This is a genomic window from Micromonospora sp. NPDC051196 (assembly GCF_040682415.1).
Classification (GTDB): domain Bacteria; phylum Actinomycetota; class Actinomycetes; order Mycobacteriales; family Micromonosporaceae; genus Micromonospora.
Window position 1 is genome coordinate 94,293 of sequence record NZ_JBFBAY010000011.1, and the last position, 14,741, is coordinate 109,033.

Annotated in this window: 12 protein-coding genes; 6 read left to right on the forward strand and 6 right to left on the reverse strand. The window is 72.2% G+C overall.

Going from position 1 to position 14,741, the window contains the following annotated elements:
* Window positions 1-72: 72 nt before the first annotated feature.
* A complete protein-coding gene (locus tag AB0M35_RS21175; RefSeq protein ID WP_363747273.1) occupies window positions 73-636 on the reverse strand; it encodes a hypothetical protein in 564 nt (187 codons plus the stop codon).
* 149 nt (window positions 637-785) lie between these two features.
* The gene (locus tag AB0M35_RS21180; protein ID WP_363747361.1) at window positions 786-1,661 is read right to left on the reverse strand and encodes an LD-carboxypeptidase; all 876 of its coding nucleotides are present in this window, start codon (window positions 1,659-1,661) and stop codon (window positions 786-788) included.
* Between the two features lie 126 nt (window positions 1,662-1,787).
* On the opposite strand from AB0M35_RS21180, the gene AB0M35_RS21185 reads away from it, so the two are divergent.
* From AB0M35_RS21185 to mptB (AB0M35_RS21205), 5 genes are read left to right on the forward strand one after another with little or no spacing between them, the layout of a single operon-like run.
* A complete protein-coding gene (locus AB0M35_RS21185) occupies window positions 1,788-2,552 on the forward strand; it encodes a type 1 glutamine amidotransferase (protein WP_363747274.1) in 765 nt (254 codons plus the stop codon).
* The gene (locus AB0M35_RS21190) at window positions 2,552-5,623 is read left to right on the forward strand and encodes a bifunctional [glutamine synthetase] adenylyltransferase/[glutamine synthetase]-adenylyl-L-tyrosine phosphorylase (protein ID WP_363747275.1); all 3,072 of its coding nucleotides are present in this window, start codon (window positions 2,552-2,554) and stop codon (window positions 5,621-5,623) included. Before AB0M35_RS21185 ends, AB0M35_RS21190 begins: the two co-directional genes overlap by 1 nt.
* A gap of 47 nt (window positions 5,624-5,670) precedes the next feature.
* Window positions 5,671-7,284 (forward strand): hypothetical protein, encoded by a 1,614-nt coding sequence (locus AB0M35_RS21195; protein ID WP_363747276.1) that lies wholly within the window; start codon window positions 5,671-5,673, stop codon window positions 7,282-7,284.
* Between the two features lie 44 nt (window positions 7,285-7,328).
* The gene (gene mptB, locus AB0M35_RS21200) at window positions 7,329-8,729 is read left to right on the forward strand and encodes a polyprenol phosphomannose-dependent alpha 1,6 mannosyltransferase MptB (RefSeq protein WP_363747277.1); all 1,401 of its coding nucleotides are present in this window, start codon (window positions 7,329-7,331) and stop codon (window positions 8,727-8,729) included.
* Between the two features lie 14 nt (window positions 8,730-8,743).
* Window positions 8,744-10,291, forward strand: coding sequence for a polyprenol phosphomannose-dependent alpha 1,6 mannosyltransferase MptB (gene mptB, locus AB0M35_RS21205; RefSeq protein WP_363747278.1), 1,548 nt, complete (start codon window positions 8,744-8,746; stop codon window positions 10,289-10,291).
* 85 nt (window positions 10,292-10,376) lie between these two features.
* Here the strand turns inward: mptB (AB0M35_RS21205) and AB0M35_RS21210 are convergent, their stop codons facing one another.
* From AB0M35_RS21210 to glnA, 4 genes are all read right to left on the reverse strand, one after another.
* Complete coding sequence (locus tag AB0M35_RS21210) at window positions 10,377-11,360, reverse strand: hypothetical protein (protein ID WP_363747279.1); 984 nt, start codon at window positions 11,358-11,360, stop codon at window positions 10,377-10,379.
* Window positions 11,357-11,716 carry a PadR family transcriptional regulator gene (locus tag AB0M35_RS21215; protein ID WP_363747280.1) on the reverse strand — a complete coding sequence of 120 codons (360 nt, stop codon included), beginning with the start codon at window positions 11,714-11,716 and terminating at the stop codon, window positions 11,357-11,359. Before AB0M35_RS21215 ends, AB0M35_RS21210 begins: the two co-directional genes overlap by 4 nt.
* 42 nt (window positions 11,717-11,758) lie before the next feature.
* Window positions 11,759-12,310, reverse strand: coding sequence for a hypothetical protein (locus AB0M35_RS21220; RefSeq protein ID WP_363747281.1), 552 nt, complete (start codon window positions 12,308-12,310; stop codon window positions 11,759-11,761).
* A gap of 160 nt (window positions 12,311-12,470) precedes the next feature.
* Complete coding sequence (gene glnA, locus AB0M35_RS21225; RefSeq protein ID WP_363747282.1) at window positions 12,471-13,895, reverse strand: type I glutamate--ammonia ligase; 1,425 nt, start codon at window positions 13,893-13,895, stop codon at window positions 12,471-12,473.
* 323 nt (window positions 13,896-14,218) lie between these two features.
* Here glnA and AB0M35_RS21230 point away from each other — a divergent pair, with 323 nt between their 5' ends.
* Window positions 14,219-14,554 (forward strand): RDD family protein, encoded by a 336-nt coding sequence (locus tag AB0M35_RS21230; protein ID WP_363747362.1) that lies wholly within the window; start codon window positions 14,219-14,221, stop codon window positions 14,552-14,554.
* Window positions 14,555-14,741: the final 187 nt, after the last annotated feature.

Consider the following 14,741-nt stretch of genomic DNA (forward strand, 5'->3'; position numbering starts at 1 on the left):
CCCCCGTCCTGCCGCCGTACCGCCGGCTGTCACCAGGCGGTACGGCCCTGCGTCAGGTACCCGCGACGGGCGTCACTTGCCGGCGGTGTCGTCCTGATCGCCCTTGTCGCCCTTGTCGCCGGGACCGCCGAAGACGCCGGCCTCGACAGCCGCGGTGATCGCGTCGGCCTGCTCCTGGGTGAGCTTGCCCTCCTCGACCGCCTTGGCGAGTCGCTCGGCCATGGCCTCCTTGCGGTCCTCGGGGGAACCCTGCGGCCCACGGTCGCCGCCACGCTCATGGTCGCCACCGCGCTGGTGGTCGCCGCCACGCTCACGGTCGCCGCCGCGACCCTCGGGGCGCTCGCCGTCCGGCTTGCCCTGCGGCTTGTGCTGCTCGCGGAGCTTCTCCAGGGCCTCGGTCACCTTCTCGGCGGGCACACCCAACTCCTCGGCCAGTGCCTCGGCGAACGCCTGCTGGCGCTCCCCGCGCTCCGGCCGCTGGTCGTCCTTGCGGTCCTCCGCGCTCGCACTGGCGCTCGGGCTCGGGCTGGCCTTGTCGTCGGCGAGCGCCACGGTGGGAGCGGCAATCCCCACGGCGAGCACACCCGCAGCGGCCAGTCCGCCCAGCAGGTGCTTCTTCGAGATCGTGCGGGACATCGGTCCTCCAACTCGTAGGTGATGCGATGACGTCACCGACAGTGACCGGCCAGTCTGGGCGGGGCCCGTGGCGAACCTGTCAGCGAGCTGGCAATTCGGCCCGGAAAACCGGACATGTCCGCACTCGGGTTCCGGTACGGGTCAGACGGTCAGCAAACGGCGGGAGCCACGGTGAGGGTGCCGGCGTCCGCGTCGAGGGTGGCCAGCGTGCCCACCGGGACGGTGAGCTGGCCGGGGCCGTGGCCGATCGGCAGCCCACCCAGCACCGGTACGCCCAGGTCGCCGAGGCGCTCGGTGAGCACGTCGGCCACGCTGACCGCCCAGCCGTCCGCGCAGTCGGTGAACTGGCCCACCGCCACCCCGGCCAGCCGGTCCAGCGCACCGGCGCGGCGCAGCTGGGTCAGCATCCGGTCGACCTTGTACGGCGGCTCCTGCACGTCCTCCAGCAGCAGCACCGCCCCGGTCAGGTCGGGCATGTCCGGGGTACCCAGCGAGGCCACGATCAGGCAGAGGTTGCCGCCCAGCAGCCGACCCACCGCCCGCCCCGGTACGCGTACGGCGAAGGTCTCCTCGCCCTCGACGGCGGGCACGGTGACCGGCTCGGCGGTGGTCAGCGCGGCGTGCAGCGACTCGGCGGAGGCCAGCGGGGTGCGATCGTCGCGCCAGGCCGCTCCCGGCCCGTGCACCCCGGCCAGCCGGGCACCGCGCCACAGCGCCAGTTGCAGGGCGGTGATGTCGGAGAAGCCGGCCACCACTTTCGGATCCCGGCGAACCGCCGCCATGTCGATCGCGTCCACCACCCGTTGGGCGCCGTAACCGCCCCGGGTGCAGATGATCCCGCGTACCTGCGGGTCGGTGAAGGCGGCGTTCAGGTCGGCGGCGCGCAGCGCGTCGACACCGGCCAGATAGCCGTTCCGGGCGTACACGTTCCGGGCGAGCACCGGCCGCAGACCCCAGCCGGTGAGCAGTTCGATGCCCCGGGCCACCCGTTCCGGGCGGGTCGGCCCGGAGGGCGAGACCAGCATCACGGTGTCGCCCTCGCGCAGTGCCGGCGGGCGTACGACGTGGTCAGGCGCGGTGTGGTCGGACACAGCCGGAGAGCCTAGTCCCGCGCGCGGACCTGTTCGGCCGGACCGGATAGCCTCGACGGCGTGGCAACTGCGTTGGTGATCGAGAACGACCCGACCGACGATGCGCGACGGCTGGGGGAGTGGCTGACCGAGGCAGGTCTCGACCTGTCCGTGCTTCGCCCGCACGCCGGCGACGAACTCCCCGCCGACCTTGCGGGATACGCCGCTCTGGTGGTGCTCGGCGGCGACCAGCAGGCCTACCCGGCCGACGGGGTGCCCGCGGCCCCCTGGTTCCCCGAGGTGGAGGCACTGCTGCGCAAGGCGGTCCGACACCGACTGCCGACCCTGGGCATCTGCCTCGGCGCGCAACTGCTCGCCACGGCCCACGCCGGCACCGTCGAACGCAGCCCGTCCGGACCGGAGGTCGGCCCCGCCGTGGTCGGCCGGCGCGACGCCGCCGAAACCGATCCACTGTTCCGGTACGTGCCGCTGATCCCCGACGTGTTGCAGTGGCACGCCGACGAGATCACCGAACTGCCCGCCGGTGCCACCCTGCTGGCCGCCTCCACCCGCTACCCGAACCAGGCGTTCCGCCTCGGCGACCGGGCCTGGGGCCTTCAGTTCCACATCGAGTGCGACACGGCGATGATCGCCGACTGGGCCACCGACTCGGCGTTGCTGGCCGAGTTGGGCTACGACCCGGATCTGGTGGTCTCCGCCTGTAACGCGGTGATGGTCGATGTCGAGGAGGTCTGGCAGCCGTTCGCCGCCCGCTTCGCCGCGCTGGCCCTCGGTGAACTCGACGACGACGGGCCGCGCCGCAACCTGCCGCTGCTCGGGCACTGATGGGCCGGCCGACCAGCGCCACCGGCCGGCTCGCCCGGTACGGCTTCGACGTCGCCGACTCCGACGGCGGCATCCGCGCCGCTGACCTGCTCGGCCCGACCGGACTGGACCTGTGGCGACCGCAGACCCAGGAACCGACCGGCGAGCCGGCCCAGGAGTTGCTCACCGCGCTGTCCCGGGCCGCCGACCCGGACCTGGCGCTGCGCCAGCTGCACCGACTGGTCGAGGCGGAGCGTCGCGCCCAGCACGGCCCCAACGGCACGGCGGCCGGCGGCCCGGACATCGCGGGTGGCATCGGTACCGGCGGTATCGGGGCGGGCTCGGCGTTGCTCGCGGCCCTGCACGACGATCCGGGACTGCGCCGTCGGCTGATCGCCGTGCTGGGGGCCTCCTCGGCGCTGGGTGACCATCTCGTCGCCAATCCCGACCAGTGGACGGTGCTGCGTACCGAGCCGGACGGGCTCGCGCCGACCGCCGACGGGCGGCTCGACGTGAGCGGTACCGGTAACCCGGTGGCGATGCTGCGTCGGGCGTACCGGCTGGCGTTGTTGCGGATCGCAGCGGCCGACCTGACCGGGGGGCGCGGCCTGGAACAGACCATGGCCGCCCTTTCCGCGCTGGCCGACGCGACCCTGGCGGCCGCCTACGGGATCGCCGTGGCCGAACTGCCCGAGAACACCGCAGTACCCCGGCTGGCCGTGGTGGCGATGGGCAAGTGCGGCGGCGGTGAACTCAACTACGTCTCCGACGTGGACGTGATCTTCGTGGCGGCCGAGGACGACGACCTGGCCGCCGCCACCACGGTGGCCACCCGGCTGATCCACATCTGCGGGCTGGTGGCCTGGCCGGTGGACGCCGCGTTGCGTCCCGAGGGCAACCGGGGCCCGCTGGTGCGCACCCTGGCCAGCCACCTGGCTTACTACCGGCGCTGGGCGCGCACCTGGGAGTTCCAGGCACTGCTCAAGGCCCGCCCGGCCGCCGGTGACCTGGCGCTTGGCCAGGAGTGGATCGACACGCTCGCGCCGCTGGTCTGGCAGGCGGCCGAGCGCCCGGAGGCGGTCGAGGACGTCCGGGCCATGCGTCGCAAGATCATCGACCACATTCCGCCGAAGGAGTTGGAGCGCGAGATCAAGCGCGGTCCGGGCGGGCTGCGTGACATCGAGTTCGCGGTGCAGCTGCTTCAGCTGGTACACGGGCGCGGTGACGACTCGCTGCGTGCACCCGGCACCATTCCCGCTTTGCGGGCGCTGGTCACCGGCGGCTACGTCGGCAGGGCCGACGGCGAGGCGCTGCTGCGCGGCTACCGCTTCCTGCGTACCGTCGAGCACCGCCTGCAACTTCAGGGCCTGCGGCGGACCCACACCGTGCCCACCGACCCGAACGCGTTGCGCTGGCTGGCCACCGCCCTCGGCTACACCGCCACCCCGGGGCGCAGCGCCGTCGAGGAGTTCCGCGCCGAGTGGGTCACCCACGCCACCGAGGTACGCCGGCTGCACGCCAAACTGCTCTACCGCCCCCTGCTGGAGTCGGTGGCCCGGGTACCGGCCGACGGCCTGCGGCTGACCCCCGAGGCGGCCCGCAACCGGCTGGAGATCCTCGGCTTCGCCGACCCGGCCGGGGCGCTGCGTCACCTCCAGGCCCTCACCGGCGGGGTGAGCCGCACTGCCGCCATCCAACGCACCCTGCTGCCGGTGCTGCTCAGCGAGTTCGCCGACGCACCCGAACCGGACCGAGGGCTGCTCAACTACCGCCAGGTCTCCGACTCCCTCGGCAGCACCCCCTGGTATCTGCGGCTGCTGCGCGACTCCGGGCCGGTGGCCCGCCGGCTGGCCCGGGTGCTCTCCTCCTCCCGGTACGTCGCCGACCTGCTCGCCCGCGAACCGGAGGCGCTGCGCCTGTTGGCCGAGGAGACGGAGCTGCGACCCCGACCCCGCGAGGTGCTCTGCGACGGGTTCGCCGCCGCGGCGGACCGGCACACCGACCCGGTCGAGGCCACCCGGGCGGTCCGCGCGCTGCGCCGCCGGGAACTGCTCCGCCTCGCCTGCGCCGACGTGCTCAGCCGGGCCGGTTCGCTGGCACCGTCGCGCCCGGACGGTGAAAGTGCCACCCCCGGACTGGCCGACATCACGACGGTCGGCACCGCCCTCTCCGACGTCACCGACGCCACCCTCGCCGCCGCGCTGCGTACCGCCCGCGCCGCCCAGCCGCCCATGCCGGGCCTGAAGTTCGCGGTGATCGGCATGGGCCGGCTGGGCGGGTACGAGTCCAACTACCTCTCCGACGCCGACGTGCTGTTCGTCTACGAGCCGCCCGAAGGTGTCAGCGAGAGCGCCGCCAGCGCCGCCGCCCAGGCCATCGCCGAGGAGCTGCGTCGGCTGCTCGGCATGCCCGCGCCCGATCCGCCGCTCGGCGTCGACGCCGACCTGCGCCCGGAGGGCCGGCAGGGGCCGCTGGTGCGCAGCCTCGCCGCCTACCAGCAGTACTACGCCCGCTGGTCGAAGGTGTGGGAGGCACAGGCGCTGCTGCGGGCCCGCTGCGTCTGCGGCGACGCCGACCTGGGCACCCGGTTCGAGCAGCTGGTCGACCCGGTCCGCTACCCGGCGCACGGGCTGACCCGGGAGCAGATCATCGAGATCCGCCGGATCAAGGCACGGGTGGAGACCGAGCGGCTGCCCCGGGGCGCCGACCCGGCCACCCACACCAAGCTGGGCCGGGGCGGCCTGGCCGACGTCGAGTGGGCGGTGCAGCTGCTCCAACTGCGGCACGCCGGGGCGTACCCGGCGCTGCGCGGCACGCGTACCCTCGACGCCCTCACCGCCGCCCGCGACGCCGGTCTGGTCGACCCGGCGGACGCCGAGGCGATGGCGGCCGGGTGGACCCTCGCGGCGCAGGTCCGTAACGCGCTGATGCTGGTCCGGGGCAGGGCCGGCGACCAACTGCCCCGGCACGGCGTGGAACTGGCCGGCGTGGTCCGTCTGCTCGGCGCCGACGACCCAGGTGAGTTCCTCGACGAGTACCTGCGCACCGGCCGCCGCTCCCGCACCGCCACCCAACGCGTCCTGGACAGCTGATGTCGGCCCGGCCGGGCGGCCCGTATCCGGCGTGGTACGACTGCTCGGTGCCGACGACCAGCCGTGAACCAGCCGTGCGTCCCGTCCTTGCGGCGTTGGTGGTGTCGGTGCTCCTCGCCGCCGCGTTCATGCTCGCCCCGCCCATGGGTACCGACCTGTCGGCGCAGGTCGCCCGCGCCGCCTTCGCCGACCGCTTCGGCCTGGCCCCGGTCGACCTCTCCTGGTACGGCGGGATCAACCAGTTCGGCTACAGCCTGTTCACTCAATTACTCGGTGCACTGATCGGCGTGCGCTTACTGGGCGCTGTGGCGGCGGTCGTGTCGGCGGCGGCGCTGGCGTGGCTGTTCGTGCGGTCTGGCGCCCGGCGGCCGCTGCTCGCCAGCATCCTGGGCGCCGTGGTGCTGGTCGGCAACCTGGCCAGCGGCCGGATCACCTTCGCCGTAGGGCTCGCGTTCGGGTTGCTCGCACTCTGCGCGATCACCGCGCAGCGGCTGGCCCGACCGCTGCGGCTCGCCATGGGCGCCTTGCTCGCTGTGGTCGCTACCTGGGCCAGCCCGGTCGCCGGGCTTTTCGTCGGGTTGGCCGGCGCCGCACTGCTGCTGGCCGCTCTGCGCCGCGATGACGGTGCCGGACGGCCGCTGCCCGGGGGTTGGCGGGTCGACCGGTCGCCGATCGAGGGCCTTGTCCTCTGCCTCGCCCCGGCGCTCGCGATCACGCCGATGACGGTGCTGTTCGGCAACGGCGGCATCCAGCCGTACTCAGCTGAGTCGATGCGCACCAACGTGGCGCTGGCCGTGTTGGTGTACGCCCTCGTCGGGCCTCGGCAACGGGTGTTGCGGATCGGCGCGCTGCTCACTGTGGTGTTGGTGGTGACTGCCTACTACCTGCCCAGTCCGATCGGTTCCAACAGCCTGCGGCTGCCGATGCTGCTCGGTCTGCCGCTGATGGCCGGGTACGCCCCGGTGCCCGGGCCATGGCTGGCCGGTCTGCTCGCCGCCACCGTCTGGTGGCAGAACCCGGTGATGGTCGGCGATGTGCTGCGCGCCGGCTCGGCGGAAAGTTCCGTGGCGTTCTACCGGCCGCTCACCGATGAATTGGCCCGCCGGCAACCGGTGGGCCGGGTCGAGGTGGTGCCGCTGAGGGACCATTGGGAGTCGGCGTACGTCCCGCCGACGGTGCCGGTGGCCCGGGGTTGGGAGCGGCAGGTCGATGCCGACCGCAACGCTCTCTACTATGCAGATCGGCTGACCGCCGACGCGTACGCGCGCTGGTTGCGCGACAACGCGGTCGAGTACGTCGCTGTCGCGCCCGATGCTGTACCCGACCGGTGGGCGCGGGACGAGGCCGAACTCGTCCTCGCCGGCTTGCCTTACCTGCGCGAGGTGTGGCGCAGCGCGGACTGGCGACTCTATGCCGTCGTCGATCACGCGCCGCTGGTCGGCGTGCCGGGCCGGTTGGTCGCCGCCGATCAGGCCCGGGTGCGGTTCACCAGCGATCGGGCTGGGGAGGTGCTGGTCCGGGTCCGGTGGTCACGCTGGCTTTCCCTGACAAGTGGAGACGGCTGCCTGCGGCCGGGGCGTGACGGATGGACCGAGGTCAGCGTCGGCACCCCGGGTGATTTCTCGATATCAAGCGACCTGATACCGAGGAATCACTGTTGACCTGCCCGGTTTGCTGATAAGACGAGTCTGGCAGCATGGCGGGCGTGCCCCATCACCTCGTGCGCTGGACCGGACTAGCCGGATCGATCATGTTGGCGGTGGCTGCCTTCCTCGGCGGTGCCCTGCCCGACGGGGACCTGCGACCCGACCCGGTGAAGATCTGGCTCGGCCCGAACGGGCCGCTGATCATCGGGCTGTGGCTGTTCGGCACCATCGCCATGGCGGTGGCCTGGTGGGTGTTGCGCGACCGGGTGCCGTCGGCCCGCTGGGCGCTGACCACCGCGGGCCTGTGGATCCTGCCGTTCCTGGTCACCCCGCCGCTGGGCAGCCGCGACGCGTACGCGTACGCCTGCCAGGGGGCCAGTTACGCCAACGGCATCAGCCCGTACGAGTTCGGCGTCTCCACCCTGCCCTGCCCCTGGCTGGACACCATGTCGTACATCTGGCGGGACACCCCGGCGCCGTACGGTCCGCTGTTCGTGGTGATATCCGGCGCGGTGGTCGCCGCGACCGGTTCGTTGCTCGGCAGCATCGCGCTGTTCCGGCTGCTCGCCGTGGCCGGCGTGGTGCTCACCGCGGCCTGCCTGCCGGTGCTGGCCCGCCGCTGCGGTGTGCCGGTCGGCCGGGCGCTCTGGTTGGCCCTGGCCAGCCCGCTGGTGGGGGTGCACCTGATCTCCGGGGTGCACAACGACGCGATGATGGTCGGGTTGATGGTGGCCGGGCTGGCCATCGTGGTCACCTGGCCGGGCCGTACCTGGCAACTGCTGGCCGGCGGGGTGGTGCTCGGCCTGGCCGCCGGGATCAAGGTCACCGCACTGGTGGTGGTCCCCTTCGCGGCGCTCGCCGCGATCCCGAACGGCTTCTCCCTGCGTGGTCTGCTGCGCGACGGTACGCCGGTGGTCGGCGGCGCGGTGGCCACCCTGTTCGGGGTGACCCTGGCCGCCGGGCTGGACCTCGGCTGGATCACCGGGCTCTCGCACGGCAACGAGGTGATCGCCTGGACCTCACCGCCGACCGCCGTCGGGCAGACCATCGGCTACCTGGCGTTGCCGTTCGGCCTGCACGTCGACGCGCTGCCGGTGACCCGCGGCATCGCCATGGTGGTGTTGGCGGCGCTGCTGGTCTGGCTGTGGTTCCGGGCCCGGTACCGGGACCCGCTGTGGCACGCCGCCCTGGCGCTGACCGCGGCGGTGGCACTGGCTCCGCTGTTCCACCCGTGGTACTGGGTCTGGCCGCTGGTCCTGCTCGCCGCCACCGCGCACCGCACCTGGTGGTTCAGCGCGGTGACCGTGTACTCCGCGTTCCATGTGCTGGCCGACGGTACCGGGCTGCCCCGGCACACGAAGACGATCGGTGCGCCGCTGATGACACTGTTCGTGATCGTGGTGGCGGTTCGCTTGGTACGGTCGGCGAGAGCGACCCGCCGCCCCGTTCCTGTCGACTGAGGAGAGGTACGCCGGTGACCGACCCCGGCGCCGCCCGACCTGCTTGCCTCCGCGACCGCGCCGCCCGTCACATCGGGCTGGCCGGGGCGTTGCTGCTGGTGGTCGCCGGATACCTCGGTGGTGCACTGCCCGGCGCCACCACGATCCGGGTCTGGAACTCCGGCACCGGCCCGCTGACCGTGGTCCTGTGGCTGGTCGGTACCGCCGCGATGGTCGGGGCCTGGTGGGTGTTGCGCGAGGGCGCACCGTCCGCCCGTTGGGCGTACCGTACTGCCGGGCTGTGGACGTTCCCGCTGCTGTTCAGCGCGCCGTTGGGCAGCCGAGACGTGTACTCGTACGCCTGCCAGGGCTGGGTGTACGCCGACGGTGGTGACCCGTACGCCATCGGGGTGGCGGCGGCCGGCTGCCCCTGGCTGGACGCGGTTGCGCCGGTCTGGCGGGACACCCCTGCCCCGTACGGCCCGTTTTTCGTGCTGCTCGCCGCCCTGGCCGTGGTGCTCGGTGGTGGCCTGGTCGGCACGATGGTGCTGCTGCGGGTGCTGGCGGTGGCGGGGCTGCTGGTGGCCGCGCTCTGCCTGCCCGGTCTGGCCCGGGCGGCCGGCGTGCCGGCCCGACGGGCGACCTGGCTGGTGTTGGCCTGCCCACTGGTCGGCGTACACCTGGTGGCCGGCGCGCACAACGACGCGGTGATGCTCGGCCTGCTCCTGCCCGGTCTACTGCTCCTGGTCCGCCGTCCGGGCCGCCCGGCGGCGGGACCGGGCCGGCTGCGGTCGGGCCGGGCCGTGGCGCTGTCGGCTGCCCGGCTGCTGGTAGCCGGGGCGCTGCTCGGGCTGGCGGTGTCGGTGAAGGCCACCGCCGCAGTGGTGCTGCCGTTCGCGGCGTTGGCCGCCGTGCCTGGTCGGCCGACCCTGCCGGCGCTGCTGCGCGACGGTGGTCTGCTGGCCGTCGGGGTGCTCGGTGCCATGGTGGTGACCTCGCTGCTGTCCGGTCTCGGGCTGGGCTGGATCGGTGGGCTGGGGAGCAGCGGCGAAACCGTGCAATGGACCTCACCGCCGACGGCGGTGGGCATGGTCGTCGACTACGCCGGTGAGCTGGTCGGCCGGCAACTCGGCGCGGTGCCGGTGGCGCGGGCCGTCGGGCTGGTCCTGCTGGCCGGCTTCCTGGTGTATCTCTGGTGGCGGACCTGGTCCGCGCTACGCGCCGTGGACCAGGCTGACCAGACGGTGGGCGTTGACTCCAGCATCGATGCGCCGGTGGCTGAGCGGCGGCTGGTGCTCGGAGGTGCGGGGTTGGCGTTGGTCGCCACTGTGGTCCTGGCGCCGGTGTTCCACCCCTGGTACGCGACCTGGCCGCTGGCGGTGCTCGCGGTCACGGCGAGCCGGACCGCGTGGTTCGTGCTGCCCTGCGCGGCGGCGTCCTTCCTCGCCCTGCCGGACGGCACCAACGTGGCTCGGCTGGTGAAGGCGCCCGGCGCGGTGGCGATGACCGTGCTGGTGCTGGCCGCCGTGCTCTGGGTGTTGCTCCGGCGTCAGCCGCTGCCCGGCCGGCCCACCCGGCCCTGACAGCCGTCGAGGGTCCGTCACGGCGGCTGCTGCACGATGACGGTGCGGCCCGGCGGGCCGCACCGTCATCGATCGAGGCACCCGGTCAGCGGTGTGCGCCGCAGGTGGGGCAGGAGGCGGCCGGTCGTACGCGCAGCCGGCGACGTAGCGCGACGGCGGCTGGCAGCAGGGCCGGGCCGAGCAGGGCGACGGCGATGGCAGCGGCCACCATCGTCGGGTAGGTCGGGCGTGGGGCGCCGCTGGCGAGGCCGTCGACCGCACCGGCCAGGATGTGCAGATTGAGCAGGCCGATCGGGGTGAGCAGCACCACCGTGGCCCAACCGCCGCGCTCGTCGCGCCGCATGCCAAGCCCGATCGCGAGCAGGAAGGCAACCACCAGCAGCACCGTGCCGGTGGCCGGCAGGAGTTGCTCGGCCGTCCAGCCGTACCAGCCCCAGTAGCTGCCCGGCCCGACCAGGGCCAACGCGGTGCCGACGCCGGTGAGCGCAGCCACGCCCGGCAGCGCCCGCGCGAGCAGCGGCAGGCGGTCACCCACCGCGAGCGCCAACACCCCGAGGGCAAGCTGTGGGGCCAGGACGTAGAGCGGCGGCCGGGGTGCCCCGGCGAGCCCACCCACCACCGGAACAACCGCGGTCGCCAGTACCGCCACGGTGACCGCCACCCGGGTCGCTCTGCCCGGCGCGACGAGCATCAGCAGCGCCGGCGCCAGCCAGGCGAACCAGGCGATCACGCCGACCGAGACGAACGGGCCGAAACTCGGGACACCCCACTCAGGGTTCGGGCCGTTGCGCTCGACCGTGGCCCAGAAGCCGGCCAGGAAGGCGGCAGTGGTCAGGGCGAGCAGCCCGGCGATGCGTACCCCGGGGAGCAGGTCGGTCGCGCCGGAAGCCCGCAACCGCTGCCGCAGACCCCCGCGCAGGAGGTCGTTGGCGTCCGCGAGGGAGGGCCAGCGTCGCTCAGGGACCGCCAGGTCGAGGTACGTCCCGACGATCTCGTCGCCGCGCTCGCGCCGGTAGTCCACCGGGTACGCCCGCAGCAGCCGCCGGTAGCGGCGCTCCAACTCGTTCATGCCAACCCCCCGGCCGTACGCGGGGTCAGCGACTGGACCTGGCGGGTGCGTAGCCGGGCGGTGGCCGCTTCGACGTTGCGCCGCAGCCGTTCGGTCTCGGCGGCGAGCGTGGCGTCTCCGCTCGGCGACAGGCGGTAGTAGCGGCGCAGCCGACCGTCGACGGTCTCCTCGCGGTCGACCTCCACCAGCCCGGCGTCGGTGAGCCGGTCCAGCGCACCGTAGAGGGTGCCGGGGCGCAGCGAGAGCCGTCCGTCGGAGAGGGCGGCAACCTCACCGATGATCGCGTAGCCGTGCATCGGCTCGCGAGCGAGCGCGGTGAGGATGAGGAAGGTCGGTTCGCGTAGCGGCGTGTCCATGGCCTCAATATATCGGACGCGAAGGTATTGGGTGAGGGGTCATCAGATGCCGGCGCCGTGCAGTTGTCGGGTGGCGGCACGGTCGATGCTGGTCCGCGCCAGCGAACCGGCCACCCCCAGTCCTGTCGCCGCGCTCAGCACCACGATGCCGAACAGGATCGGCATGAACACCGTCCGGACCACCATGGCCCAGCAGCCCTTCAGGCCGATTCGACCGCCGTCCCTGGCCCGGACGAGCTGCGTACCGGTGAGGACCGCACCGAGCGCTCGGCCGTTGCCGTAGCACAGGCCGTACAGCATCGGCACCACGAAGCACGACGAGATCGCCAGCGCGGTGACGGCATCGATGGAGAGGCCCTGCCCGCCGTCATGCAGCAGGGCCAGGACGACGACACAGACCCCGACACCGAACAGGCACACCGTCGCGTCGACGAACCAGGTCAGGAACTGCGCCACCCCACCGGCCCGCACGTACGGGGTGCCGTTGTCGAATGTGGCGACCCGTTTGGCGGTTCCCCGTCCCCACGCGTGCTCCGCGTACGCCTTCGCGGCCTCCAGCCGGGTCGACGGCCGGTCAATTCCGCGGACGGTCATGGCACTTCTCCTGTCGGTTTCCTGTCACGTTGTCCGCACAGTGTGCGGCAGCTTCGACAGGGTGACCGGACAGGGGCGGGGCAGTAGCTGTCGGGTGGTCCCCGATGCGTTCGGGCCGGCCCCGCGAAAGCGGAACCGGCCCGAACGGAGCTGATCTGAATCAGCAGTCGTAGTACATGGCGAACTCGTGCGGGGTCGGGCGCAGGCGCACCGGGTCGACCTCGTTGGCCCGCTTCCAGTCGACCCAGGTGGAGATCAGGTCCGGCGTGAACACGCCGCCGTCGAGCAGGTAGTCGTGGTCGGCCTCCAGCGAGTCCAGCACCGCCGGCAGCGAGCCCGGCACCTGCTTGACGTCGCCCCACTCCTCCGGCGGGAGGTCGTAGAGGTCCTTGTCGATCGGCGCCGGCGGCTCGATCTTGTTCTTGATGCCGTCCAGGCCGGCCATCAACATCGCCGAGAAGGCGAGGTAGACGTTGGCCGACGGGTCCGGCACGCGGAACTCGACGCGCTTGGCCTTCGGGTTGCTGCCGGTGACCGGGATACGGGTGCAGGCGGAGCGGTTGCGCTGCGAGTAGACCAGGTTGACCGGCGCCTCGAAGCCCGGCACCAGACGACGGTACGAGTTGACCGTCGGGTTGGTGAAGGCCAGCAGCGACGGAGCGTGGTGCAGCAGGCCACCGATGTACCAGCGGGCCGTCTCGGACAGGCCGGCGTAGCCGGTCTCGTCGTAGAACAGCGGCTCACCGTTGAGCCAGAGGCTCTGGTGGGTGTGCATGCCCGAGCCGTTGTCGCCGAAGAGCGGCTTCGGCATGAAGGTCGCGGTCTTGCCGGCGGCCCAGGCCTGGTTCTTGACGATGTACTTGAACAGCTGGAGCTGGTCACCGGCGTGCAGCAGGGTGGAGAACTTGTAGTTGATCTCCGCCTGGCCGGCGGTGCCCACCTCGTGGTGCGAGCGCTCGACGGTGAAGCCGGTGTCGATCAGGCGCCGCACGATCGAGTCGCGCAGGTCGGCGTAGTGGTCCACCGGCGGCACCGGGAAGTAACCACCCTTGTACGCGGTCTTGTAACCGCGGTTGCCGCCCTCTTCCTCACGGCCGGTGTTCCAGGCGCCCTCGATCGAGTCGATGTAGTAGAACGACTGGTGCGCCGAGGTCTCGTGGCGGATCGAGTCGAAGATGTAGAACTCCGCCTCGGCGCCGAAGTACGCGGTGTCCGCGATGCCGCTGGCGGCGAGGTACGCCTCGGCCTTCTTCGCCACGTTCCGCGGGTCGCGGGAGTACGCCTCACGGGTGAACGGGTCGTGGATGAAGAAGTTCAGCGCGAGCGTCTTCTGCGCGCGGAAGGGGTCGATGAAGGCGGTGGCGACGTCCGGGAGCAGGAGCATGTCCGACTCGTGGATCGCCTGGAAACCGCGGATCGACGACCCGTCGAAGGCGAGACCGTCGGTGAAGAAGCTCTCGTCGACAGACTCCACCGGCAGGTTGAAGTGCTGCATGACGCCGGGTAGGTCACAGAAACGAACGTCGACGAACTTTACGTCCTCGTTCTTGAGGTAACGCAGGAGTTCCTCGGGATTGGCGAACACTCGTCCTCCTGGCACGTCCACGGGTAGCTAGGCTCTTGGCGACGCTATGGCCGTGGGGTTGCCCGGCCATGTCTCCAGTGTTTCTGCCGTGTTACGTCCCTCGCGGTGTGTCACGGCTGACATGATGCGAGCGCCGGAGACCGGAGGGACTGGTCCGGCTGGGTCAGTCTAGTGAAACTTCCTGCGATTGGTCCGATTCTGCGCCACTCGCACGGGCCTGTGCCGGGCCTGTGCCGCAGCGCTGAGTAATCTTGGCCGCTGTGACCACCCAGCCGCACGCCTCGACGCCGCCCGCAGCCGACCCTGACTTCGTACCGGCCGAACTGGGTCGTCGATTCGGGGCGTTGATCATCGACTGGGTGCTCTGCTTGCTCGCGGCCGGCCTGTTCGCCAGCCCGACCCGCGACGGCTGGGCGCCGGTGCTGGTGCTGATCGTGGAGTACACCATCTTCCTCGGCCTGTTCGCCCAGACCCCCGGCATGTACCTGACCCGGATCCGCTGCGTGAACTGGAACGACGGCGGCCGGATCGGCCTGCTGCGGGCCCTGCTGCGCGGCGTGCTTCTGGCCCTGGTCGTACCCGCCCTCCTGATGGACCAGCACCGTCGCGGCCTGCACGACCGCCTCACCACCTCCGTAATAACCCCCGTCCCCCGCTGACCCCCCCGGTCTCCCTCCCGCGATCATGCACTTCTTGACCCCGCAAAACGCCCGCTACCCGGCAAACCGGCGACCAAAAGTGCATGATCGCCGGTGCGGTGCGGTGCGGTGCGGTGCGGTGCGGTGCGGTGCGGTGCGGTGCGGTGCGGTGCGGTGCGGTGCGGTGCGGTGCGGTGCGGTGCGGTGC

Bases quoted from the DNA above. Each gene is read 5' to 3' on its own strand.
- AB0M35_RS21215 (WP_363747280.1), bottom strand. From the start codon at position 11,716: ATGGACACGCCGCTACGCGAACCGACCTTCCTCATCCTCACCGCGCTC.
- AB0M35_RS21180 (WP_363747361.1), bottom strand. From the start codon at position 1,661: ATGCTGGTCTCGCCCTCCGGGCCGACCCGCCCGGAACGGGTGGCCCGG.
- AB0M35_RS21220 (WP_363747281.1), bottom strand. From the start codon at position 12,310: ATGACCGTCCGCGGAATTGACCGGCCGTCGACCCGGCTGGAGGCCGCG.
- AB0M35_RS21190 (WP_363747275.1), top strand. From the start codon at position 2,552: ATGGGCCGGCCGACCAGCGCCACCGGCCGGCTCGCCCGGTACGGCTTC.
- AB0M35_RS21210 (WP_363747279.1), bottom strand. From the start codon at position 11,360: ATGAACGAGTTGGAGCGCCGCTACCGGCGGCTGCTGCGGGCGTACCCG.
- AB0M35_RS21175 (WP_363747273.1), bottom strand. From the start codon at position 636: ATGTCCCGCACGATCTCGAAGAAGCACCTGCTGGGCGGACTGGCCGCT.